Origin of the sequence: Vreelandella titanicae BH1 (genome assembly GCF_000336575.1) — a bacterium.
In the GTDB taxonomy this organism is placed as follows: domain Bacteria; phylum Pseudomonadota; class Gammaproteobacteria; order Pseudomonadales; family Halomonadaceae; genus Vreelandella; species Vreelandella titanicae.
The window spans coordinates 439542-463210 of the sequence record NZ_AOPO01000002.1; the positions used below are offsets into that span (position 1 = coordinate 439542).

Genomic DNA, 23669 nt, shown 5'->3' on the forward strand with positions numbered 1-23669 from the left:
GGCACACGTTAGTGGAGGGAGGGGATTAGCTGCCTCTGTTCTCTTTATCCGCTAAGCTGGCTTGGGAACAACAAACAGAAGAGGGCCTTATGTCAGCACAAACTATGCCGGATAGAGAGCGTTGGTCAGGATGGGTAACTTTTGCATGGCTATTGGCAATACTTGCCTGCATAGGCGGCGTCGCCTTAATTTCAATCGCCGGATATGTTGAGCTCCCTAGGCAAAACAGCTTCGGTCGAATTGAAACGGCTAAAGAGCCGAATGTGTTTATATGGGCCATAGCGATTGGTCAAGCTGTGAGTGCTGCTATGCTGGCAGCGCTTTTCAGTATGATCAATAGCATCTACCAGAATTCATGTGATCAGATGGCGGGCGTTGATTTTCGCGAGTCCGAGCCAGATCTGGGACAATATTCTGCCGCAGTTGAAGGGGAAAAAGTTGAGCCCTCCAATATTGAAAGCGGTTATAAAGGGCTAAAGGTTATAAGTGTACATAGGGCTTCACCGCTTTCGGGTTTGATAAAAGAAGGGTTTGTTCTAATCAGCATCAATAAAAAGCCAGCCCTGACAGAGTTAGATGCCGCCAAAGCCGTAGTGAAGGGAAAAAACATCATAGAGTTCTTGAATTCTGAAAGTGTTCGGCAAGCGTACGCTATCAGAATGGAACCAGGGCCTTTGCACATTAAATTTGAAACGTAATAACTCAAGGCCAAAAGAAACCCGCTACGGCGGGTTTTTTAATGCCTGCAATTTTAACCAGCCCGCCGCGTGCGGGCTTTTTTGTGCCCGTCATTTGAGGTTGCCCCATGGCCCAGAACTATAAAACTGGCTTGATCATCACTGGCGATGCCAGTGGTGGTATCCGGGCCATTAAGGCCACGGATGACGAGCTAGGTAAGCTAAACAAAGGTTTTGACCGTGGCTCTCGTCGTAGTAAGCAGTTCAACCAGAACGTTAACGCGACCAGCCAAGGGTTAACCGTTCTCAAGCGCGCAGCGGCGCCGTTAGCGGGCGCTATTGCGGGCATGTTTGCCGCAAACACTATCCAGAACCAGGTTGATTGGGGCGACCAATTACAGAAAACCAACCTGCGCATTGGTGCCAGCACTGAAGCACTCAGTCAGTACAACTATGTTGCCAAGCTTTCGGGCGTTGAGTTCGGCCAGTTAACTACTGCATGGCAGCGACAAACCCGTCGGATCGCGGAGGCAGCGGCAGGCACGGGCGTAGCGTCGGAAGCGTTAGACCGCCTCGGCTTGAGCGCGCAAGCGCTGAATCAGTTAGCGCCGGAAGAGCAGTTCGAGCGCATTGCTACCGCCATGCAAAACGTGGAAAGCAGCAGTGAGCGTGTAGCGCTGGCGCAAAAGCTGTGGGATAGCGAAGGCGTTAAGCTGGTGCAGATCGTCAACCAGGGCACCGATGCCATCGCCGCCATGCGAGCGGAAGCGAACGCGCTTGGGCTAACGATCTCTCAAGACACCGCTAACGCCATGGCCACCTATAACGACGAGGTGGATCGGCTAAAGTTTGCGGCTCAAGGTCTCAGCCAGACGCTAGCCGCTGATCTGGTGCCCTCGATGACGGCTGGGCTCCAGGCTACTAGTGCGTTTATCCAAGAGATTGGCGGCGCTGAAATCATACTCAATACCACAAAAGATGCGGCTACGCTGCTGGCGGCCATCATGGCAGGCCGTTATGCAGCGGCCTTCGCCAGCGCTGCTAAGGGTATTGCGACTAATACAGCCGCCACCATCGCCCAGGCTCAAGCAGATGTAGCGGCCACGTCCGCTGCACGGGCAAAGACTGCCGAAGCGTTGCGCGTAGCAGCGTCAGAGAAAGCGGCCGCCGCCCGCGCCTACGAAAACTCGCGTGCTATTGCCGCAGCCTCAAGTAATACAGCGCTGCGTACTAAAGCCATTACGCAAATGGCAGCAGCTAACCAGCGTGCGATTGCTGCCGAAGCGGCACACACGGCCGCGGTGAATGCCAATACAACTGCCATGGCACGTGGCACTGTTGCCGCTCAGGCAATGGCGGGCGCGACCCGGGCTAGCGCTGGCGCCTTGGCGTTAGTGGGCGGCCCAGGCGGAGCTGCCGTTGTCGCGGTCGGCGCGCTGTATTACTTCCGTGAAGAGCTGGGTTTTGTCGACGCTGCAGCCCAGAATGCAACAAATGCACTGGATGCAAATAGCGATGCCATCCGTGATGGAACAACAGCGGCGCTCGATGCAACTTATGACAACCTCGTTAATTCCCTTGAAGCCGTCTCACTTCAAGCGCAAGAGGCGATGGCGCAGCTAACCGAGCTGGAAGCCCGCCAAGCATTTTATGAAAACTCCCACAAAGGAATGGCTGATAGCGTTGCTGGCGCAGTTGGCGATCAAGCGCAAGCATTGGCTGGGCTCTGGGAGCGGCAAGTGCAGCTGCAAACAGCCATTCGTGAAAACCGTGCTGCGCGTGAAGAGGCTACAAGTGCTGATCGAGAGGGCGCGAGGGCACTGGAAGACATTGTTGTAACAGCAGATGCAACAAGCAAATCGACAGCTAAAGCCGCTGAAGAAACCACCACACTCGCCAACAGCTACGAAAACCTATTAGACCGCATCCAGCCCAACCGCCGCGCTGCGCGGCAGTATGCCCAAGATGTGGGCGTGCTGAATCTGGCGCTGGCCACGGGCCGTATGAACACCGTGCAGTACATGCAGGCGATGGGGCTGCTGCAAGAAAGTTTCCAGGCAGCCCAGCGAGAAACCGACAAAACCGCTCAGGCATCCGAAGACGCCAGCCAACGTATCGCCAACAGCTTTACCTCCTGGGGCACCATTGCCGACAACACATTACGCAGTGTTGACGACTCAGGTCGGGATGCCTGGCTGGGCCTAGTCGATGGCTCAACCAGTGCGCTAGATACAGTCGAAAATGCTTTCGAGCAGACCTTCGCCAACATCGCCCACATGCTCACCACGCAAAAGCTGACGTTTGAAGTCGCGGGCATGATGGGGCTGGATACCTCCGGTATGTCGGGGGGTGGTGCCGGAGGCTTCGACCTTAGCTCCATGAGTTCGCTCAAAAACGGCTGGAGCGCCCTAAAAGGTGGCGTTAGCAATATAGCTTGGACGGGCGCGGGTAGCTCATACGGCGGCACCGGCTGGGCAAATGCTGCCACCCAAGGCACTGGTGCCACTGGCTTTATGGGCGGCTCTACCGCGAACTTTAGCGGCATGACCGGCCTAGCATCGGCTGGTGCTGGGTTTGCGGGCAGCTATGCCGGGCGCTCAGTGTTCGGCGAGGGTCGCGATAACGACATTCTAGAAACCGCCGGGACTCTCGTCGGCGCCTATTTCGGCGGGCCTCTGGGTGCCGCTGCCGGGTCGTTTATTGGCTCAGCCCTGGCCAGCCTTGATAAGGAGACAAAATTCAGCGGGCGCTTTGGCACCACCGGTACCAACGACCCATCGCAATACGCCCGCAGCGGTAAAGATGGCGTTTTCGAGCATCAAGACGATGGCGAGAACTTCTATGGTCAATCTGCCCTGGGTTACACCGGGTTCCTAGATCGCGGCACCAAGCGGCTGCAGCGTGCGGGAATGGGTGAAGATAAGGGCTGGGCCGAAGAGCTGACCGACGCCGCCGTGGTGCGCGATACCCTCGCTGCTTCGCTTGCGAGAACAACCGATGAACTTGAAGCCATGCAAGCCGCTGTGCAGGGGCTTGAGTCGTCGAGCAGTACAGCTGGTGAATTGATCGAGTTTGCGCTTAACGAGCGGCCCCGAGCTGCGCTAGAAGCGCTTAGCGGTCAGTTTGGTGAGTTCGTGCGCGGGTTGGAGGGGGACTTTGAGAGCGTTGTCCAGCAAGCCCAAGTCGCTCAGCAGGCGCACGCGCTGCTATCTGATGGCATGGAACGCCTCAACCTGCAGTTTGATGCCACTGCGGCAGGGGCTTATGAGTCAGCGAGCGGGCTAGCTCAGTACGTGGGCGGCGTGGAAAACATGGCCGCGATTAACGACGCGTACTACAACGCCGCGTTCAGCGAATCCGAGCGCCTGAGTAACAGTCATCAAGATCTACTGCAGTCGTTTTCCGCAATCACCGACGAAGCCCCGCGCACGGTCGCGGAGCTGCGGGCAATCGTTGAAGCGCAGCAGCTTAACGGCGAAGCATCACAGCAGCTTGCTTATGACCTGATGGCCCTTGCTCCCGCGCTGAAAGAAACCAATGCGGCGGTACGTCAGGCCATCGAGCAGCAGTATCAAGATGTGCTGGGGCGAGCGCCGGATGCGTCGGGGCTGGACTACTGGTTTGATGTTGTAGCGAGCGGTTCACTGACACTTGAAGACGCGCTTAGCAGTATCGCAAGCAGCGCTGAGGCGGCTGAGTACGCGTCAAACGGTGCGGCTAGCGGTATCGACAATATGTCTGAAGCGCTGCGTGCGCGTGAGCAGTTAGAAAAACAACTGCTGCAGGTGCAGGGCAATACCGACGCGCTACGTCAGCTTGAACTTGACCGGCTGAGCGAACTTGAAAACGCCGAGATTGATAATCTCACGGCGCTGCAGGGGCGCCTTTGGGCGATTGAAGATGAACAAGCCGCCCAGCAAAACGCCGAGCGCGCACAGCAAGAACGTATCCGGGGCATTGAGCAGGAATCGCAGGCGTGGGCGCGTGCGCGCAACGAGATGGCGGGTTTCGGCAACAGCATAGACAGCTGGCTGGCCCAGCATGACGCGACAGAGCAGGGCATGGGAACGCCCCGCGAGCGCTTGGAAGCGTCGGATGCTGACTTTTGGGCGCAGTACGAAAAAGCGCTCCAGGGCGACCGCAACGCACAGCAGGGGATTACCCAATACGCTGACCGCTACATCGCTAATCTGCAAGAGATGTACGCGAGCAGTGACCCCGCGGTTAATGGCATCGCTGAAATCCGCGACGCAATGGAGCGCCTGCCTGAACTGCTCACACCAGAGCAGTTTCTCGCTGACGAGTTTCGCGGAATCGTCGGGGAGCAAACCGCGCAACTGGGCGTGATGCTGGATCTTAATCGCGACGGCGTTGTGTCTGCAATAGAGCGCTCAATCACTTCTGGATGGAACAATATAGATGCGCTTAAAACCACGCTGTATCAAGAAATGCAGCAGCTGGGCGCGCAATCGTTAACGGAGCAGCAGGTGCGCGCGGCACTGGCGCCCCACGCGACGGATGCTGAAATTAGCAGGCTGATTCAACGTGTCGATCATAACGGCGACGGCATTATCAGCCAGGAGGAGATCACCGGTTCCCGCATTGCGGGGCTGAGCATGGGCATTGTCAGCGCGTTGGAAAGCGAGTTCAGCGGCATTGATGTTGACGCTAGCGGGCTCATTGACTACGACGAGTTTCGGGACGCGTTCGCCGGGATGGCGACTGACTCAAGCCTCGAAAAACTGTTCCAACTGATTGATAAAAATGGCGATGGGCAGATTAGCTATCTCGAATCCATCGCCGCCAGCTCACTCACGCTTGCGGAGATCGGGCTGGGCAGGCAGTCGGGGGATACTGATGATGTGCTGGGCGGAAACCCGTCCGACATCGACGACATTATCAACAAAAATCCGGTATCTGACCCCGTTGCTAACAAGATCGACGCCGCGTATCACGACGTTATGGGCCAAGGTGCGAAGGGATTCCAGCTGACAAGTTGGTCAATGTGGTTAGCGGAAAAAGAGTCCCGGGCCGGAAACCTGCATCAAGCCGTTGCATGGGCGAACCTACCCGCGGGTGGTGAAGAGTGGTTGAAAGAGCGCGGGCTTTACGGCGATGGCACGGTACCGAAATTCGCTAACGGCGGCGTGTTCACTAACTCCATCGTTTCAGCTCCCACGTTATTCAATATGGGCTTGATGGGCGAAGAAGATCCCGAAGCTATCGTGCCGCTTTCACGTGGTGCCGGTGGTCGCTTAGGGATTGATGCCACTGGCTTGATGCGCCTGCCCGATGGCCCGATGCAACTCCCGATACCTGAAATGCCCCCGCTGCCGCAGTTCCCCGCGTTGGGTAGTGCGGACGTGCTGCAGGTGCTCAACGATGTTAAGCGCGAGCTGATGGAAACCCGTAAGGAAAGCAAGAGCTTGCAGGCAGAGAACGCCCGCTTATTAGAAGCTCTTGGCGGGGCAATAGAGAAGCACGGCAATCGAAGCCATCGTCAGCGTGAAAACCAGATAGATGAGCTGCAGGCCATCAACCGCAACAGCAAAACCCGGAGTAAAACCCCGTGAGCATCAGTGATGGTCAGTACGCCGCATGGCTAGCGAATCTCAATGCGAGCCGTTTGCTCCTTGCTGAAATGCACCACGCCGGCGGTATCAAATACGTAGCGACTGGGCCATTCATGTCGTTGCCTAGCGACAGTGACGCAAACCGGCCTTATGACGACTGCCTTGAAACGGCGGTGGACATTACCACGCGTATTGACGGTCAAGTCACGTTTGGCGAAGTCACTTTGATGGATGACGGTAGCATTACTGACTGGCTGTTTTTAGCCTGGCAGGGGCATCCTATCCGTCTGTATCTGGGTTCCCCAAAGTGGGCAAGGGATGATTTTCGTTTGCTTGCCCAAGGCCGTAATGGAGGTATCCGTGAGGCGAGGCGAGGTGCCATAACGTTTCGCATGGATGATGAATCCAGCGTGCTAGATGAACCAATCGACACCGGCCAACTGCCTGATGGCGCTGGCCCGGTGCCACTTGCTTTAGGAAGCGTTTATAACGCCCCACTGTACCGTGTCGACACCCAGACGCTGACCTACCGCGGTTCATTTCTGCCAGTGGCGAGCATCACAGCGAAAGCTAATGGGGCCAGGCTTACGCACAGCACGGACATGGCAGGCGGGACTGTCACGCTCACCGATAAGTTCGGCGACATTACCGGCGATATTGAAGAGCAGCACAACACGCCACAGCAGGTGGTTGAGTGGGTGGCAGCACATTACGGCATCGCGATCGGTGATGTTGATCTGCCTACGTACCGGGTTGGCCTTTACTACAACAGTGAAGTGAGCGGTCGGCAGATTCTTGAAGAGCTGTGTAATGGACTGGGCGCTTACTGGTATTTGAACGAAGTAAACGCCCTGGTAGCCCGCCAACACAAGCTCCCTTTAACCGCGGATGTAATGATCGTTGGCGATGACATCAACTACGACCGCTGCCGACTCACGGACACAGAACCTCCCTGGCGAAGACTTACCCTCCGCTGGGGGCGCAATTATTCCCCCTTATCAAATGTCGCGGCGGTGCTCGATGAAGAGGAGCCCGCCGAGGCTACACGGCTGCGCACAGAGTGGCGTGAAAGCCGGGCTGAACAGGATGTTAGCAACTACCCGCTGGCTGAACGGGTTACGCGTGACAGCGTGATTCAAGACGAGACTGACGCCGCTACCGAGCGGGATCGGCTCTTACAGCTGCGTTCTGAAAGGCGGGAGATATGGTCTATCGAGACGTCGCTCTCCTATGTGTCAGCCGGCCAGGTGGTGAGCGTTCAGCACCGCCGGTTAGAGGGCAGGCTGGGACGGTTGCTTGTGGTGGGTCGCTCGCCGACGCGTGAAAACTCAAACTTGGAGGTGTGGGTATGACGATGCGCGCCATTATGGATAACGAGCATGACAGGGCCACGCTGACAGCGAGCAGTGCTCAGTCACCGGTTGAGAACACCCAGATGGCAGGCAGGAGTTATAGCTGGCGGGGGTTGACGGCGACTAACGAGCGGATAACGGCGATGTTAGAGAACCCCACCTTTATTTCATCGGTGGTCGTGTATGGCCACAACCTCAGCAGCGTGGGAACTGTGCAAGTGGAGTACCTGTTCGAGGGCGAAGTAGTGTTCGACACCGGGCCGGTTGTCGCCGCCGATATTATTCCGCTGGGTGTTTGGCGCGCAGGCATTGACCCCTGGGGCGGCTCTGACCTCACGAGCTTACCCTCAATCCACTACAACGTCTGGACGGAGCCCACGCTAGTGGATGGTTACCAGATTACGTTTGACGACCCCAATAGCGAAGCGGGGTACATACAGGTGGGCAGGATTTTCTCAGGGTTACCTTACTCCCCTCCAAAGGATATGAACGTTAGCTGGGGGGTAAAGCTTAGGTGGGTGTTTAGAGGTGAAAAGAAGCGGACAGAATCTGGCTCGCTTCGGCATATCGGTGGTGGTGTCTCTCGTCGGCTAACGTTCGACTTTAAGCACCTGGACGATGAAGAGACGGGGATCTTGACTCAAGAGCTACTCAGGGCGGGAGCTGGACAGGAAGTGTATATCAACATTTACCCAGAAGAGGGCGGTGTTAAAGAGGCTGCTCACGCGTTCGTGGCCATGCTTGACGACGACTTTGAAACCACCAACGAGTTTCACAACAACTTTAGTGCGCCGCTGGCGTATCTGGAGGTATGACCATGGTGACAGCGCCCAACGTCCCCGATCTGCAAGCGGAAAACTTTAAGATCGGTGACCGTCGTCAAGCGGTGATTAAAGACAACGCTCGCAATCAGAAGATGCAGCAATTTGCTGTTGAACTTGCCCAGATGGTGCAAGAGGCAAACGTAGAGTTTCAATTCGTCGCTGAGTCGCGCACCGACATTACACAGAAAGCGGGGCTAGTGGCCGCCGACCGGCAAGCGGTAACCGAGGCGAAAAACGCGGTTAATGCGGATCGTCAGCATGTCGACGAACAAAAACAGCTGATTGATACCGCTGCTGGCGCAGTCAGCGGGCACGCCCAGCAGGTGGCTAGCGATAAACAGGTTGTGGCACAAAATACGCAAACCGCCACCGAGGCGGCAGGCGCGGCCAATGGCTCAGCCGGTGACGCCTTGGCGGCTAAGAATGCGGCTGAAGAGTTGTATGGTGACTTGGACGCTGTGAAGTTAGCAAAAACGCAGTCACAGCAGGCGGCGTCTACTGCTGCCCAGCAAGCTGGATTGGCGGATACGGCGAGGCAGGGCGCAGAGAAGGCGCAAGAAGGGGCTGAGGCGGCGGCGCAAGAGGCCAATGCGGATATTGACGCAAAGCTCGCTGATTACGTGCCCCGCAGCGGCGCCGATCTGGGCAGTAACGACCTGAAAGCCCGACTGACTCATAACAATGGGTACATGTACATTGGTGCTTACAACAGCTCATACGGCACCGGTCAATTGCGTGTCTACTGGAATGACACGGATAAGCAGCTAAACATGGGAGGGGCTGAGTTCGTCAACGTCAGTTTAAACGCTTCCCTGCTAGATAAAGGCACTGTGCCGATAGCCCGTATTGCATCGACAGGCAGCCGGTTTGACTCCTCGACAGAGAAATTACTTCAAGCCAACGCGATGAATAATCACCGCACAAGCGGGGATCATGATGGACGGTACGCGAGGCTAGCCGTTACCAATGTATTTGCCGGTGATCAGAAAATTGAAAAGGATAGGCCTTGGGTAACACTTAAAAGCTCAACCAGTGGTCTCAGCGGTGTTGAGCAAGCGGGCGGCATAACAATAGGTGAAAGCGATAATGCCAGTATTAGCGTTACATATACTGGCGATGGACGCGGGCATATTGGCATGGGCTCCGTTGATGTTAATACCGGTGTTCCTGCTAACGAAGCCATAGAGCTTCATTACCAGAGCCGAAACGTAACCTTTTTTGGTGATCTAGCCCTTCCCCAGAGTGTCACGCTAAAGGGCGCCGTTGATGGTTTGAGGATTAATAATGCCGCCAATGGTGGAGTTGAGATTGGCAACCGCAACGGTAGCTATACACACTACACCAGCGACAACGGTAAACATTATTTTTACGGGGAAGTGCACACGCAAGGCGGTTTTTCTGGCAACGGTAGCGGCTTAACTAACGTCAATGCTTCACGGCTTAACGGCCAGTCTCGCAGCGTTAACGACGATGCTAATACGATTGCTGGGCGGGATTCTGCTGGCGATATAAGGGCAAGGCTGTTTCGATCAACGTACACAGCCACCAGCAGCAATATCGCCGTTATTTACACGTCGACTAAAACCGATGGCACCGACTTTATGCGCCCGTCCACACCTGCGCAGGTGAAGTCGGTGCTAGGCATTGATGGTGCTTACGCCCCTGCAAGCGGCTTTGATGCTGTAGGCAGTTACGCTCTGGCTCAGTACATGATCAATGCACAAAAGCTTCGCGGCGCCACAGTTCCCGGAAGCGAGCTTTGCCCTGTTTTTACGGCTCAAAATAACGGCGCTTTTGTTATTTCTAGCTTGCGATTATCGGGAACTTGGATGTGCATGGGCAGGGCAGAGGGCGAGCAAATATCAAACACCACTCTTTGGCAGAGGATTTCTTAATGGAATACCAAAACCCAAGCTACACCCGCAACAACGAAGAGATTAACTGCGAAGTAAAGCACGCAAAGTACGGCTGGATTCCCTTCACTGCCCGCCCAGACGATGGAGAGGAATTTGGCCGGGAGTTGTACGCTCAGATTCTAGCGGATGCCGAAGAAGGGGCCACTACTATCGCCGCTTACACCGGTGAATCCAGTGAAGAATTGGAGCTTCGTGTTTTTCGGGAGACTGCTACTGTCAGCGCATTTCAGGCGCACCAAGCGCTTGATGATTTTGGCTATATAGAGCAGGTCGAAACTATCATTGCTGACCCCGCTACACTCACGAAAACTCGCAGGGCTTGGCAGATGGCTACCGAGTTTCGGCGGTTGAGTCCAACGGTATTAGAGATAGCGGCAGCGCTTGAACTGACTGACGAGCAGGTAGACGAGCTGTTCGTGCACGCGCTGTCTATTGAGGCCTAAGCCCCGCCCGCGAAACACGCCACCGCCAGCTGGCGTGTTTTTGTGCCTGTTGTAAGAGATCTCTTACAAAAAAGTCAGCGATCTCTTACATATGTGGTGCGGAAACGCTGCTACTGTGAAGGTGTGACGCCAGGGACGCCGCTATTAGCATGACGGATGCGTCACGCCAAGGAAGGTTAAGGGTAGATATGGATTCTGGACGGCCATGGACGGCACTCTCTACCCATTTGTCCCAGAATCTATCGGCTGTAAACTGATAAGCCACTCTATGTCATCATCATTCAGTACGTAGTAGGATTCTTCGGTCATTGGGTTTTCGAAACGCTCCACTGACACATGATTTAGTACTTGCCCCGTGGAAAGATAAAAGCTAACTGTGCCTTGAAGCTCGGCTTCATTTCCAGATAAGGGTCTGTGATGCACTGGCCTGATTTCGGCAACTACATAATCATCGCCCCCATCGGCATTCTGGACTGCTATCGATCTTGACATCAGCTTCCCCTCAGCCGTGTTGGGCTTATTGATCTGACTTGCTATTCCAGAGCATAGCGCGTGGTAGCGCTTCCCGCATCGTGCTTTTTCATGGCAGCGTGCTGGATTACTTCTGCAAAATATTTAATTGATTGACCCAGCTCTCAAGCTATTAGCTAGCTAATCTAAAAGAAGGGAGTTAGACCTGCCAGGGATGGCTCTCTACGTTTTAACAACTGCCAGTTCTTCCCACGTCGTTGTATATCTTGGCGTTCGATGCTCGCAACGCAATTCCCATGCGTTCATCTTCCTCGGCATCCCCAGCCGCACTGTGTTTTTGCCATGCTCTCTATTGAGCTTATCCAGCGTGGCCATCAGCTTTTCATTTTTGGCCCGCTTCTCATCACTCACGGGCTCAGCCAGCAGCCCCAACTGCTCATTGTCGTGATCGCAGAGATCCATCAGCATCACGCCGCATTTCTGGTACCGGATCCCCTCCTTGAATATTCTTTCCAATCCAGCCATCGCAGCCTTGACCAATTCACGGCTATCGTCAGTCGGGTGGGGGAGTGGAACAACTAGGCTTTTACTGTAGCTAGGTAGATCACTACGAAAGCGATTGGTACGCACAAACACCATAATCGCCTGAGCTAAGCCTTGCTGTTTGCGCAATTTCTCACCTGCCCGGGAGGCGTGCACGCGGATCGCTTCGTGCAAATCTACTTTGTTGCTGGTGAGGCGCCCAAAGCTGCGGCTAACCATGATCTGTTGCTTCGGCTGAGTCATATCATCAAGTGGGATACAGTCATCGCCGCGTAGCTCCCAAACGATTCTCTCCATGACTACCGAGAAGTGCTTTCGCAAGTGCTTAGGAGATGATTCGCGCAACTGCCAGGCTGTTTCAATGCCAAGGGTGCGGAGACGTGCAGCGCTGCGACCTGCCACTCCCCAAATTTCTGTGACAGGTAGCTGCTCGAGGAAAGCGCGTGTGTCATCGCTGTTCGGCTCCAGGATGGCCACGCCATCGAACCCTTTCTCTTTTTTGGCCCGGTGATTAGCGATCTTGGCGAGCGTTTTGCTGGTACTAAGGCCCACACTGACCGGAATGCCGGTATCCCGGCGCACTTGACGTCGCATTGCCTGGCACCGCTCCTCAAGCGTTTCTGGCGCGAATCCCTCGAACGATAAAAACGATTCATCAATGCTATACACATCAACGTGTGGTGTGTGCTGACTGAGAACGTCGGTGACGCGGCGGCTCATATCTCCGTAAAGCGCATAATTGGAGCTCAGCAGAATGCACTGGCGACGAATGTGAGGGTCGATCTGGTGCGCGGGCATGCCCATCCCCACGCCGAGCGCTTTGATTTCAGCCGACCGGGCGACAACACAGCCATCGTTATTCGACATCACGCCTACTGGTTGGCCTTCCAGCTTGGGGTTAAAGACACGCTCGCATGACACATAGAAATTATTGCAGTCGACCAGGGCGATCATACTGAGAACCCAGGTGCCAGGGAGTGGATGTTATGGGTGACGACTCCCCACACCTGGCATTCTTTTCCGTCTAAGGGAATCGGCCGGAACTCGGGATTCGAGGCGATCAGGTAAGGACGGTTGCCGATCTTGCCCAGCTTTTTGCAAGTGAGCTCCCCATCAACACTCATAATCACGATATGGCCCAATTTAGGTTCGAGAGAGCGATCGACAATCAAGAGATCGCCATCGTAGATCCCTACACCGGTCATTGAAGTGCCTTTGGCGCGAAGATAGTAGGTCGCGCTGGGGTGCTGAACAAGGTGATCGACAAGATCCAGTTCAGCCTCAAGATAGTCATCCGCCGGGCTGGGAAAGCCGGTGCGCACCTCGCCAGCGGCTAGAGGCAATTTAAGCGGAGGGGAGGTGGTATCTACGCGTCCTAGTACCGAGAGATGCATACTCATGCCATGCTCTCCTCGGGATTCCATGTGATGCGTATATGCTCAGCGTCGTCGTCCATGGGGGTAAGCGTCACGTTCTCGACGGTGCCCAGGTCAGCAAGCATTTGTGCCCAATCTTCGGAGCTCTCATCTTCTCGGCGTCGGAGCTCGACACAGTGCTTTGACTGCGCTCCCGGGCTGCCGATCTCTTTCTGAACCCGTTTGACTAGCTGCTCGTATGATTTTGACATGAGCGTTTCCTTAAATAACTGGTGATATATACAGTATTTAGGGCGAACGATAAGCGATGACCATCGTTGACTGCAAGCGTTGATAATATGGGGCGGGCTGCGAAGCTCAGGTTATCGACTATGATTCAAGCATGTGTGGACGATGCCTAAGCAACCCCACATTTGCAGAGCTGACAGGGCGCCGTTGTATTTTTCAGGGATCTACGCTGAACGTGATGATGGAAGCATGGGTTGTGCAATTGGCACCGAACCCAGGCGGGTAGTGCTGCTGAGCTATCGATGCAGGGCTAATTGAACATTGGCCTGTGAGCACGAAGGGCAAAAGCCAGCAGAGGGACAGGCCGAGGAGCTTATTAATTCGACGTAGCTATCAACTGGTCGCAGAATCCGCGTGACTTTAAAAGTAAAATGTAGCTGCGCGGGTTCTAAATCCGCCGTTTCATAAAAATCACCTTACTTCTCACTATCACCGGCGTGGTGAGCTAATGCATGTGCCGTGATAGGTTAAGGAGCCCACTGTTACATTTGCAGGAATTCTAAGTGAAAATACATAGCTTTGACCTTGGAACTCTGCATTCATCAAACTTGATCCTATGAACAGCTGAACCGGTTCATTGTCCCCAATCTGAAGAGTGTTGTTTTGCCCACCCATGCCGTCTCTGCTGATTATTAGCATTAAAGGAAGGTGCTCAAATTGACACGCGACAGGTGTCAAATTGTCTTCAGAGTTTGCAGTTTGAGCAGTAAAGATAGAAATAAATCCGACTACTAAAATGAAGGCTGCCTTGCTTGAGCGTACGCTTGTCATTGTCATCTTGATTCCTTGCTTCAGCTAATTTTGAGCCTATCTTAACGGCAAATGCGACTCGCATGGCACTCCATCCCACTCTATTTGGCTAGCCCGTGCAGGTTGTTTGCGGATCTCATAGCCGCAGCTTTCTAGATTTGGCCCAGCACAAAAATAAAACGTACAGCCGCAGTAGAGAACGACTCATTTTGATCGTGGTAAATCTGTTGCTCAGCAATGCGTTTAGCGGCATTGAAGGAAGAGGGTGGGAAGGTTACAACAGCGGAGACTGTGACTAGCAACATGCTAGCCACAACAATTATAAAAAGCTTATTCATTAACTGAAAACATCCATGTAACTTGTTGATATTCATAGAGCGATTTAACCGTATTGGCTGGCGCTAAGAATAGGTGTTATCCATTGAAAATCAGTAATTTAAAGGAGGTGGGGCGTGAAAATGGGGTTGCAAAGGTCGCAGGTTCGAATCCTGTCGCTCCGACCAAGAACATATAAAACGGTCACTTAGCTAATTGCTACAGTGGCCGTTTTTGTTTGTTAGCGTTTTATAAGTGGCATATAGGTGACACTTGTCCGGAGTTTCTGTGATGTCACGCCATCATCGTATTTGGAGATGTCACAGCAACCTCATGCTTGGCGGGCGCTGGGGCGATCTTGACGCCGCACATGACGGATCACCTCGATCCGGGCGGGCACCACATGCAGCTCCTCGCTGACCGCTTCACCGATGACCTTCAGCGCGGTGTGCTGTCATCGTCACAATGGTGGGCGTTCTCGGGCAGTTCATGGACGCTCCCCACCGCGACAAACCGGCCGGGACTAAATGCCGCTGAGTGGCCCGCTCGAAATCATCAAGACACAAGATGTGTTGTAGGCGGCGAGGCATTATGTTTCCTCAATAGCATCAGCCCGTCGCCAGACATGCTCATTAACCGCGGTAAGCGGGCCGCTGCCGATCAGCGTGCCCAGCAGATTATCGACTGCCAACTGTGCCATGGCCTCACGTGTTTCATGGGTCGCCGAGCCAATGTGTGGAGTCGTCACTACATTGTCCATGGCCGCCAGTGGCGAATCGGGTGGAAGCGGTTCCTCTACGAACACGTCAAGCCCAGCTGCACGGATTCCGCCGGAGTGGAGTGCCTCGATCAGTGCTGGCTCGTCGACCACTTTACCTCTCGCTATATTGATTAGGGCAGCCGTCGTTTTCATCCGTGCTAGAGCATCTGCGTCAATTAAGTGATGTGTATCGCTGTTATAGGGCACGCTGAGGCAGACGATATCTGCTTCAGCTAACAGGTCATTCAGCTCACGCCTTTTCGCCCCTAACTGCTGCTCAAGCGCAGGCTTGGATGAGGCGGCGGTATAGAGAATGGGCATACCAAAACCCAACGCTCCCCGTCGTGCAATCGCCGCACCAATGCGACCAGCACCCACGATGCCTAGGGTTTTGCCGTGTACATCAATACCGAAGTATTCGTGACCGATATGTGTTCGCCAGCCGCCATCGCGGACAAGGTTGGACAGTTCGACTAGCCGCCGCTGGGTCGCCATGACTAGCATAAATGCTGTGTCGGCAGTGGTTTCGGTAAGCACATCTGGCGTATTGCAGAGTAGAATGCGGCGTTGATTCAGTGCCTTAAGGGGCAGGTGGTCATAGCCCACTGAAATGGTGGATACCACTTGAAGCGCAGGCGCCTCGGCTAGCATTGCCTCATTGAGTTCTAGCTTACCGCCGATTAGGCCATGAGCTCTGGAAAGCGCTGCCATGAAATCAGCACGGTTTGATTCGTCCACGTCCTCGAAATAGTCGACCTCGGCAACCTCGGAAAGTGCCTCAAGCTGGGCTTCACTGAGCCGTCGTACAGCGACAATACGCCACGATTTCGTTTGCTCATCCATGGCTCGCCTCACCTACGCCTTCCATCTGGAATCCTGTCGCTTTAAGCGAAGACACGAGTTCAGACACATGCTGCTCCTCCAGCTCTACTAAAGGTGGGCGCACACGCCTCCAATCGTCATTGTCCGAAAAGTAAGCTGTCGCTGCCTTCATGCCAGGAATCAGTGGGTACTTTTCAAACAAGTCGCGTATAGCATTCAGGCTCTGCTGACGCTCGTTGGCATCGTCCTCCTGCCAATGCCTTGCCAACTCAACGATGGCCGACGGATTGACATTGGCAGTGGCACTGATACAGCCAGCACCGCCTGCTCGTAGGGTATCAAGCAAAAACCGCTCGCTGCCGGCATACACAGCAAAGTCTTGCCCAGCAAAGCGCTCGGTTAACCCTTTGGTGTGTGCCCAGTCTCCGCCGCTGTCCTTAATGCCAGCAATAATGCCCGGGAAGGCGTCACGTAAACGCTCGATCAGTTCAAACGAGAGCGGGACATGAGTGACCGGCGGGATATGGTAGAGGTAGATCCGTAGGCGCGAATTTGCGACACGGTTGATCACCTCACTGTAAAAGCGAAACAAGCCTTCATCGCTAACCCCCTTATAGTAGAAGGGCGGTAGCATCAGCACACCGGCACAGCCAGCGTCCACCGCCTCGCATGTCACCGCCACGCAATCATCAATTGTACAGCTCCCGGTACCGGGCATAATCCTGGAGGGATCGACACCGCCATGCACTAGCGCTTTTAACAGCTCCTGTTTCTCGGCCACCGTCATTGAGTTGGCTTCAGAATTTGTGCCGAACACGGCCAAGCCGACACCATTTGAGGCCAGCCATTGGCAGTGCGCCACAAAACGTTGCGTATCCGGCGCCAAGTCGGCGCCGAAGGGGGTAATCACCGGTGACCAGACGTCATCACTCAATTGGGACATGATATTCTCCTTGTTGTTGTAAGGTCTTTATTGCCAGGGCTCGATGGCGTAGCGCCCAAGCGATGGCCAGCTGTGGCTGTGCAAGCGCGTGTGGCCTACACGGCCATGATCATGCCTGGGCCTGGGCATCCAACGCACCGACGTCGGATTTGAAAGGCTTTTTCGGGGCTCTCGGCTGTTCCTGCTTTCAGCTTCTGCTGGCCTGTGTCAGCGTTTGCCTCGTTATTCTATCGCTTACAGATCAGCATTCTGTGGCATCACTTATAATGCTTACGTTTATAGGGGGCATAGGCGTTGCTCTGATGGGGCCAACTTGGCAGGCTATCGTCCCCGAGCTGGTAGACAAGAAAGACTTCAAAAACGCAGTGGGACTTAACTCGCTGGGGATCAACATTGCCCGTGCCGTAGGTCCCGCTTTAGACGGGCTGTTGCTGGCCAGCATGGGAGCAGCGTTTACCTATGGAGTAGACGTTCTGAGCTATGTAGTTGTCATCACTGCGCTGTTTTGGTGGAAACGACCAGCAACGCAACGGGATGCCTTATCCGAGCGCTTCCCCGGTGCTTTCCGAGCCGGGCTGCGCTATGCCCGCGCCAGTCGCGAGTTGCATGTTGTCCTGCTGCGCGCTTTTCTCTTCTTTGCTATGGCCAGCTCAGTGTGGGCAATGCTGCCTCTAGTAGCACGTCAGTTACTGGAAGGCGGCCCAAGTTTCTATGGCATATTGCTTGGCGCAGTTGGCCTGGGCGCAATCGGCGGGGCTATTATTATGCCCCGTTTGCGTACGTATCTTAGCGCCGACGGCTTACTTCTAACGTCAACATTAGTCACTTCGGCCGTCATGGCTTTGCTATCCCTGTCGCCGCCTAAATGGCTCGCAGTGTCCTCTCTATTGATCCTTGGTGCCGCTTGGATTACAGCGTTGACGACCCTCAATGGCGTCGCCCAGGCAATTCTTCCCAACTGGGTACGTGGCCGCTCTCTGGCGGTATATCTGACGGTGTTCAATGGCGCCATGGCCGCGGGCAGTTTGGCATGGGGGGTAATCGCTCAAGGGATTGGCGTACCGTTGGCGTTACTATCTGGCGCGGCGGGGCTAGCAGCGATCGGATCTATTGCACACCGTATCAAGTTGCCCAAAGGCGAATCAGACTTAATGCCGTCGAATCATTGGCCTGAGCCACTGACAGCTACTCCCGTCGAGTATGATCGCGGACCGGTGCTTATCCAGATAGAGTACCGGGTAGCCCTCGAAGATCGTTCAGCCTTTCTGAAAATATTGGCTAGGCTCTCTGCTGAAAGACGTCGTGATGGTGCCTATGCTTGGGGTATTACCGAAGATTCCGCCGATCCCAGCTTGATGCTGGAGTGGTTCCAAGTTGAATCCTGGGCAGAGCATCTGCGTCAGCATAAGCGTGTTTCTAAATCAGCCGCCGATATCCAAGAGGAGGTTCTGCGTTTCCATCAAGGGGAGGAACGCCCGGTCGTGCGCCATTTCCTGACTTTCAATCATCCCCATGAAGGCCGAACGTAAGATCTTATTCAAGGGGCTAAGTACTAAGCTTAGTGCTAATTTTAAGTACAGGTCTTAAGTGCTGGTCTTAAGTGCTGGTCTTAAGTGCTATAGAAAGAAAAGGCTTTTGATAACTATTAACTTATAGATACACATACTGAGTTGTTTGCTGGGTAATACGACAAGGAGAAAGCAATGTCTGGTACACCTGAAGCTTCTTTTACCATTGAGCATGAAACCAGCGATACCAAGGGGCGCTATGTAGTCAAGCTCAATGGGGCTAAAGCAGAGATGACCTATTCGAAAGCAGGTGATTCGATGATCATCATCGATAGCACTGAAGTGCCTGATGCTATGCGCGGACAAAAAGTGGGTGTTGCGTTAGTTGCAAAAGCAGTCGAAGACGTTCGCACCTCGGGCAAGAAAATCATGCCGTTATGCCCATTTGCAAAAGCACAGTTTGCACGCCACTCAGAGTGGCACGATGTGCTTTTGTAAGGTGCGTACTCCATTTTCCTACCTCTCACTTCTGGAGAAAACCTATGAGCTGGATGCCTGATTTAGAGCCAAAATGCCCATCCGCCGGTAGCTTGAATGATATAGAGACACTAATTGTTCCACGCGCTCGGGATTTGGGTGGTTTTGAGGTGCGCCGTGCGCTGCCTGCCCCAAAACGGCAGATGGTGGGGCCGTTCATCTTTTTTGATCAGATGGGGCCCGTTGAGTTTCTTAACGACGAAGGCATTGATGTTCGCCCACATCCCCATATTGGGCTTGCCACTGTTACGTATCTATATCAAGGGGAGTTCCAACACCGCGATAGCCTGGGTACCAACCAAATGATTCATCCTGGCGCGGTTAATTGGATGGTGGCGGGCAATGGGGTCACCCATTCGGAGCGCACCAGTGCTATTACTCGTCAGAACAAGCACTCTGTGTTGGGGATACAGACGTGGGTAGCGCTCCCTGAAGCCTATGAAGACCAGCCTGCCAGCTTCGAGCATCATGCCGAGGAGACACTGCCAGTACTGGAGGGCGAGGGTAAGGAAGTGCGTTTGATCCTGGGCACGGCCTGGGGGGAGCGGGCGCCGGTGCAAACCTTCTCTGAAATGTTCTATGCGGATGCGATACTGCAGCCAGGTGCAAAGCTTCCTTTGCCGGATGGCCATGAGGATCGTGGTATTTATGTCATGTCCGGTAGTGTCATTATTGCAGGGGAAACCTTTGAAGCCGGCCGCATGATGGTGTTCAGACCAGGCGACCCGATAACGGTGGTGGCGGGCGAATCCGGAACTAGGCTGATGCTACTGGGCGGTGAAACGCTGAATGGCCCCCGTTATATATCCTGGAACTTCGTTGCCTCTTCGCGAGAAAAGCTGGAAGCCGCCAAACAGGCTTGGGTAGAAGCAGATTTTGAGAATGGTCGCTTTCGTCTTCCCCCCGGAGACGATGCGGAGTTCATTCCTTTTCCTGGAGAACCTGCTAAATAACGCCCCAAAAAAGCTGGCCGCCTTAAGCAGTCAGCTTATACTTCACTCGTAGGAGTGCCAGCGAATTGAGCTCCCAGCCGATGTCGGATCTCAATCAGTGCTTACGCAAAGGCCTCCATCGGTAACGTCGCTATGGGGCGAGGGGGCGTCCCTCCATACATAACATCCGACTATATCTTTCCAGATACATAGTGATGTTTTTGAGCAATAGCGAGAAGTGTTTGCAAAACTCTATTCTATAAGGCATCGCTTGGGAGCGAGCTACTTGGCGAGCACAAGGGGAAAGTCCAACCATGAAGTTAATCGCCTGCCTTTTTCCAACATTTGGGCACTTAGTAAAAAGCGCTTATGCCCATAAAGATGCTAAACAGCATTAACACTCCTCCGGCCGCGCGCTTACCCCAAACGGCGGCGCCTGGTGTGGCCACCTTCGCTATCATTGTTCTTGCTGCTAATGCGTAAGCGCTCGATACGATCAGTTTAATAAACACAAATAACAGTATGAGGGGAAGGAACGCAGAAATGTGGGAGTCCTGCTGGGCACTTACGAATTGCGGCAACAGCGATGAGAAAAATAGAATCGCCTTGGGGTTGCTGAGCCCAACCATAAACGATTGTCGCCAAAGTACGGGTATGCTTTGCAGCGTTGTAGGCTGATCGCTGGAAATACGAACCCTTTGTGCCAGGCGAAACTGCTGCATACCCAGCCATAAAAGATAAACAGCACCGGCTACCTTGACGGCCATAAACACCGTTGGATTTGCCTCCAGTAGCGCACCGACCCCCAGTAGTGAGCAAGCCGCGAGCCCAGCAATAGCCACCAAATCCCCAGTGAGTATCAATATGGCCCGGCTGGGGCCATGCACCAGCGCGTTGTTTACCAAAAAAATTGTCGAAGGGCCCGGCGAGCCAACTTGCATCGCCGCAATCATGGCGAATAACAGATAGTCAGTGAGCAACATAGTGAACACTCCTTAGCCAATGAAACGTCAATATGTTGCTATGCTAGAAGTAAAGTGGCTCATACAAGAGAGCCATATAAACGAGATTGATACGAACCATTATGGTTAAAGGAAAAAATACAGCGGGTTTAGACTTGCCCTTACCCACCAGCCCCGTCGGTGTAACGAAATCTGAGTTGGCCTACCAGGCCATGCGCGACGGGATTGTGAATGGTCTGCTACAGGCGGGTGACCGGTTGCCATCCACACGCGTACTCTCGCAACGTTGGGGGGTAGGGCGTGGTACGTTAGAAAGTGTCTTTGAGCGTTTGCAACTCGAGGGTTACATCACCCGCAAAGTGGGGTCTGGAAGCCGTGTCAGTGCCACTATCCCAGACCGATATTTGAAAGCGGTTAGCACGGCGCAAACGACGGCGACCCACCATAAAGAGCCAGCGATGGTCGAAGCGGCGCCCGTTAGCGTAAGAAAACACTACCAAGCCCAGGTAGGAGTACCTTTTGTTGCCCGGCTTGCCAGCCCGTTGCTTATTTCACCTGCTGAGTGGGCCGCGCATCTACAGCGGGCCATGGCAGCTATGCAGCCCGAGCAGATGTGTAGCGTTGAGCCGCAAGGCGCTTGGGTATTGCGGGAACAGATTGCCAAGTACTTGCGTAACCATCGGGGAATCGATTGTCTGGCAGAGCAGATACTCATCACTAACGGCATTCGCCATAGCATTGATCTGGTCGCGCGCTGTGTAGTAAAGCCTGGTGATCATGTGTGTGTCGAGGATCCTGGTTATCCAGCTGTACACCAAATATTTGAAGAAGCAGGCGCTAACCTGCTTTACGCGCCTATTGATCAGGAAGGGCTTAATTTGGGTGGCATAATAGGCGCAACTGAATGTCGTATTGCCTATGTGACACCGGCGCACCAGTCACCGCTTGGCGTTATCATGTCGGCGACTCGCCGTTTAGAGCTTCTTGACTGGGCCCAAAGCAACAACACCTGGATCATCGAGGATGATTACGATAGCGAGTTCAACTATCAAAGCGCGCCGTTACCAGCGCTAAAATCCATCGACACGATGAATCGAGTAGTCTATTGCGGGAGTTTTAATCAGGCGCTTTTTTCCAATTTGAGGCTTGGCTATATGCTTGCTCCACCAGAACTACAGCGAAAAGTGCTCGAATTGTGGCATACGGTAGGGCGTAGTGTGGGAGTGTCGGAGCAACTGGGGTTGGCGGCGTTTATGAAAGGCCCTGCTTTCTTACGGCATTTACGCCGTTCTCGGCAGGAGTATCAGACGTTGCGTGACATCGTGCTTGAAACCTTGAGGGCCGAAGCGCCGGGGCGCTATCGCATTAGTGGCGAACATGCAGGCTTCCACCTGATTCTGTGGTTATCGCCGGATCAAGACGAAAACATGTTAATCCATGCAGCGGAACAGCAGGGAGTAGTGCTACAACCGCTTCGGCACTGCTGCCGTGAGATTGAATTAGCGCCTGCCATTGTGTTGGGTTTCGCAGCGCTAACACGGGCACAGGCAAAATATGCCGCTCGTAAGCTTGGGCAATTACTGCTTCCAACACCCAGTTAGCTGGTGACTTTTTCGCTTGGTCAACCGGGCCGATAAATCTCGGTTTCTCCTCGGTGCGCATTGAAAAGCCTTCAGGCGAGCTGACAATGAGACCTCGTCTTAGCGCTCTTTCACGGTGATCTTCGCGACGGCGGCCGCTCTATCCCGGAGCGCAGTCTGGCTAAGTGTCCAGGCATCTTGCTCGATGAAGAATATGCGCCGCAGCCAAGCCAATACCAACCGCCGGGTCGCCTCCAGCGCATCGGGATCTTCTGCCTCGGTCTCTTTCGCGTCGAGCCCCGCGATTCCGCCAAGCCCATGGCCCACGCCACTGATTGTCAGCAGGGCATCGGCCCCCGGCGCGTCGTGGAAGGCATCCGCGTGCCACTCGGGGCCGCGTGGCGTGAAATGCGGGTCATCTTCCGCGCCGCAGACCACGAGGGTGGGTAATTCGATGCCGCTGAAATCCACATCGAAAAAGGGAAAGCGCCGAGCATGATCGGGTGTCAGATCGGCGCCGCCACGCCCTGGAGTTGCCAGCAGGACACCCGCGCGGATGCGCGGATCAGAGAAATCCTCCCCATACAAACGTCCGCCAAGTAGCAGGCTGCAGGTGTGGCCGCCGAAGGAGTGGCCCGCTACGGCGATCCGGTCGTGATCCAGCCGTCCTGAGATGGCGGGAGCCTGCCGCTCGATCTCGGCCAACTGGTCGACGATGGCACGCATCTCGAGCACACGCTCGCGCCAGTAGAAGGGGCCTTCAGGTCGGTCGGGGTCAAGTCCGCCGACCCGTGAACTGGCGTGTGTCGGTTGAATGACGGCTATGCCCCGTTCGGCCCAGAACTGGGCGAGCGGGGCATAGCCGTCTTTCGAGGGGATATAGCTCGATGGACCAAAGCCGTGCGACAGGATCACGATCGGTATGGCGTCCCCGGTTGCTGGCGCGGTAAGGCGCAGCTCCAGGGGGTGGCGGCCAGGCATCTTCAGGCAGATCGGCGTGTAGGCCACTGTCAGGGCGGGATCCGGCGTCGGCAGTGCGCGGGACAGGTTGATCAGTCGGTTCATCTATTAGCCTCCTTGTTTGATGAGCAGGAGAG

Annotated in this window: 19 protein-coding genes; 10 read left to right on the top strand and 9 right to left on the bottom strand. The window is 54.6% G+C overall.

All coding sequences use genetic code 11. The features are described from left to right. Positions 1-89: 89 nt before the first annotated feature. The 6 genes from HALTITAN_RS06590 to HALTITAN_RS06615 all read left to right on the top strand — a co-directional run bounded on the left by HALTITAN_RS06590 (position 90) and on the right by HALTITAN_RS06615 (position 10785). A complete protein-coding gene (locus HALTITAN_RS06590) occupies positions 90-698 on the top strand; it encodes a hypothetical protein (RefSeq protein WP_009286620.1) in 609 nt (202 codons plus the stop codon). Between the two features lie 107 nt (positions 699-805). Then, entirely contained in the window at positions 806-6250 is a 5445-nt protein-coding gene (locus HALTITAN_RS06595; protein ID WP_039858417.1) for an EF-hand domain-containing protein, read from the top strand. Next, entirely contained in the window at positions 6247-7602 is a 1356-nt protein-coding gene (locus HALTITAN_RS06600) for a hypothetical protein (RefSeq protein WP_009286621.1), read from the top strand. Before HALTITAN_RS06595 ends, HALTITAN_RS06600 begins: the two co-directional genes overlap by 4 nt. Then, positions 7599-8417: a hypothetical protein gene (locus HALTITAN_RS06605; RefSeq protein WP_039858419.1), complete on the top strand. Its 819-nt coding sequence runs from the start codon at positions 7599-7601 to the stop codon at positions 8415-8417. The genes HALTITAN_RS06600 and HALTITAN_RS06605 overlap by 4 nt, the downstream gene beginning before the upstream one ends. A 2-nt stretch (positions 8418-8419) precedes the next feature. Continuing rightward, positions 8420-10321, top strand: a complete 1902-nt coding sequence (locus HALTITAN_RS06610; RefSeq protein ID WP_039858421.1) for a hypothetical protein — start codon at positions 8420-8422, stop codon at positions 10319-10321. Next, positions 10321-10785 carry a hypothetical protein gene (locus tag HALTITAN_RS06615; protein WP_039858422.1) on the top strand — a complete coding sequence of 155 codons (465 nt, stop codon included), beginning with the start codon at positions 10321-10323 and terminating at the stop codon, positions 10783-10785. The genes HALTITAN_RS06610 and HALTITAN_RS06615 overlap by 1 nt, the downstream gene beginning before the upstream one ends. A gap of 693 nt (positions 10786-11478) precedes the next feature. Here the strand turns inward: HALTITAN_RS06615 and HALTITAN_RS06625 are convergent. The 7 genes from HALTITAN_RS06625 to HALTITAN_RS06655 form a co-directional block, all read right to left on the bottom strand. Next, the gene (locus HALTITAN_RS06625; protein ID WP_039858424.1) at positions 11479-12753 is read right to left on the bottom strand and encodes a Y-family DNA polymerase; all 1275 of its coding nucleotides are present in this window, start codon (positions 12751-12753) and stop codon (positions 11479-11481) included. Then, complete coding sequence (locus HALTITAN_RS06630; protein WP_039858425.1) at positions 12750-13199, bottom strand: LexA family protein; 450 nt, start codon at positions 13197-13199, stop codon at positions 12750-12752. Before HALTITAN_RS06630 ends, HALTITAN_RS06625 begins: the two co-directional genes overlap by 4 nt. Next, positions 13196-13426: a DUF1654 domain-containing protein gene (locus tag HALTITAN_RS06635; protein WP_039858426.1), complete on the bottom strand. Its 231-nt coding sequence runs from the start codon at positions 13424-13426 to the stop codon at positions 13196-13198. The genes HALTITAN_RS06630 and HALTITAN_RS06635 overlap by 4 nt, the downstream gene beginning before the upstream one ends. Before the next feature lie 466 nt (positions 13427-13892). Beyond that, complete coding sequence (locus HALTITAN_RS06640; RefSeq protein ID WP_039858427.1) at positions 13893-14240, bottom strand: hypothetical protein; 348 nt, start codon at positions 14238-14240, stop codon at positions 13893-13895. A 619-nt stretch (positions 14241-14859) separates the two neighbouring features. Continuing rightward, positions 14860-14970 (bottom strand): IS66 family transposase zinc-finger binding domain-containing protein, encoded by a 111-nt coding sequence (locus tag HALTITAN_RS25980; protein WP_309599316.1) that lies wholly within the window; start codon positions 14968-14970, stop codon positions 14860-14862. 147 nt (positions 14971-15117) lie between these two features. After that, positions 15118-16131 carry a 2-hydroxyacid dehydrogenase gene (locus HALTITAN_RS06650; protein WP_027959310.1) on the bottom strand — a complete coding sequence of 338 codons (1014 nt, stop codon included), beginning with the start codon at positions 16129-16131 and terminating at the stop codon, positions 15118-15120. Beyond that, positions 16124-17053 carry a dihydrodipicolinate synthase family protein gene (locus HALTITAN_RS06655; protein WP_009286624.1) on the bottom strand — a complete coding sequence of 310 codons (930 nt, stop codon included), beginning with the start codon at positions 17051-17053 and terminating at the stop codon, positions 16124-16126. The genes HALTITAN_RS06650 and HALTITAN_RS06655 overlap by 8 nt, the downstream gene beginning before the upstream one ends. 62 nt (positions 17054-17115) lie before the next feature. Here HALTITAN_RS06655 and HALTITAN_RS06660 point away from each other — a divergent pair, with 62 nt between their 5' ends. From HALTITAN_RS06660 to HALTITAN_RS06670, 3 genes are all read left to right on the top strand, one after another. Next, on the top strand, positions 17116-18582 hold the full coding sequence (locus HALTITAN_RS06660) for an MFS transporter (protein ID WP_009286625.1): 1467 nt from the start codon (positions 17116-17118) through the stop codon (positions 18580-18582). Between the two features lie 174 nt (positions 18583-18756). Further along, positions 18757-19059 (top strand): GNAT family N-acetyltransferase, encoded by a 303-nt coding sequence (locus HALTITAN_RS06665; RefSeq protein ID WP_027959351.1) that lies wholly within the window; start codon positions 18757-18759, stop codon positions 19057-19059. 44 nt (positions 19060-19103) lie between these two features. Then, positions 19104-20051, top strand: a complete 948-nt coding sequence (locus HALTITAN_RS06670) for a pirin family protein (RefSeq protein ID WP_039858429.1) — start codon at positions 19104-19106, stop codon at positions 20049-20051. Positions 20052-20383: 332 nt separating this feature from the next. On the opposite strand, the gene HALTITAN_RS06675 is transcribed toward HALTITAN_RS06670, so the two are convergent. After that, entirely contained in the window at positions 20384-21013 is a 630-nt protein-coding gene (locus HALTITAN_RS06675; RefSeq protein ID WP_039858431.1) for a LysE family translocator, read from the bottom strand. A 101-nt stretch (positions 21014-21114) separates the two neighbouring features. Between HALTITAN_RS06675 and pdxR the strand changes: the two genes are divergently transcribed. Further along, positions 21115-22593, top strand: a complete 1479-nt coding sequence (gene pdxR, locus HALTITAN_RS06680) for a MocR-like pyridoxine biosynthesis transcription factor PdxR (RefSeq protein WP_039858432.1) — start codon at positions 21115-21117, stop codon at positions 22591-22593. Between the two features lie 99 nt (positions 22594-22692). Here the strand turns inward: pdxR and HALTITAN_RS06685 are convergent, their stop codons facing one another. Next, positions 22693-23637, bottom strand: a complete 945-nt coding sequence (locus tag HALTITAN_RS06685; protein ID WP_039858433.1) for an alpha/beta hydrolase family protein — start codon at positions 23635-23637, stop codon at positions 22693-22695. Between the last annotated feature and the right edge of the window lie 32 nt (positions 23638-23669).

What these genes read in the sequence shown, in the direction of transcription:
- HALTITAN_RS06610 (WP_039858421.1), top strand. Translation starts at nt 8,420, where the DNA reads ATGGTGACAGCGCCCAACGTCCCCGATCTGCAAGCGGAAAACTTTAAG.
- HALTITAN_RS06625 (WP_039858424.1), bottom strand. Translation starts at nt 12,753, where the DNA reads ATGATCGCCCTGGTCGACTGCAATAATTTCTATGTGTCATGCGAGCGT.
- HALTITAN_RS06665 (WP_027959351.1), top strand. Translation starts at nt 18,757, where the DNA reads ATGTCTGGTACACCTGAAGCTTCTTTTACCATTGAGCATGAAACCAGC.
- HALTITAN_RS06615 (WP_039858422.1), top strand. Translation starts at nt 10,321, where the DNA reads ATGGAATACCAAAACCCAAGCTACACCCGCAACAACGAAGAGATTAAC.
- HALTITAN_RS06630 (WP_039858425.1), bottom strand. Translation starts at nt 13,199, where the DNA reads ATGAGTATGCATCTCTCGGTACTAGGACGCGTAGATACCACCTCCCCT.
- HALTITAN_RS06640 (WP_039858427.1), bottom strand. Translation starts at nt 14,240, where the DNA reads ATGACAATGACAAGCGTACGCTCAAGCAAGGCAGCCTTCATTTTAGTA.
- HALTITAN_RS06675 (WP_039858431.1), bottom strand. Translation starts at nt 21,013, where the DNA reads ATGTTGCTCACTGACTATCTGTTATTCGCCATGATTGCGGCGATGCAA.
- pdxR (WP_039858432.1), top strand. Translation starts at nt 21,115, where the DNA reads ATGGTTAAAGGAAAAAATACAGCGGGTTTAGACTTGCCCTTACCCACC.
- HALTITAN_RS06635 (WP_039858426.1), bottom strand. Translation starts at nt 13,426, where the DNA reads ATGTCAAAATCATACGAGCAGCTAGTCAAACGGGTTCAGAAAGAGATC.
- HALTITAN_RS06605 (WP_039858419.1), top strand. Translation starts at nt 7,599, where the DNA reads ATGACGATGCGCGCCATTATGGATAACGAGCATGACAGGGCCACGCTG.
- HALTITAN_RS06685 (WP_039858433.1), bottom strand. Translation starts at nt 23,637, where the DNA reads ATGAACCGACTGATCAACCTGTCCCGCGCACTGCCGACGCCGGATCCC.
- HALTITAN_RS06670 (WP_039858429.1), top strand. Translation starts at nt 19,104, where the DNA reads ATGAGCTGGATGCCTGATTTAGAGCCAAAATGCCCATCCGCCGGTAGC.
- HALTITAN_RS06655 (WP_009286624.1), bottom strand. Translation starts at nt 17,053, where the DNA reads ATGTCCCAATTGAGTGATGACGTCTGGTCACCGGTGATTACCCCCTTC.
- HALTITAN_RS06595 (WP_039858417.1), top strand. Translation starts at nt 806, where the DNA reads ATGGCCCAGAACTATAAAACTGGCTTGATCATCACTGGCGATGCCAGT.
- HALTITAN_RS06590 (WP_009286620.1), top strand. Translation starts at nt 90, where the DNA reads ATGTCAGCACAAACTATGCCGGATAGAGAGCGTTGGTCAGGATGGGTA.
- HALTITAN_RS06650 (WP_027959310.1), bottom strand. Translation starts at nt 16,131, where the DNA reads ATGGATGAGCAAACGAAATCGTGGCGTATTGTCGCTGTACGACGGCTC.
- HALTITAN_RS06660 (WP_009286625.1), top strand. Translation starts at nt 17,116, where the DNA reads ATGGCCAGCTGTGGCTGTGCAAGCGCGTGTGGCCTACACGGCCATGAT.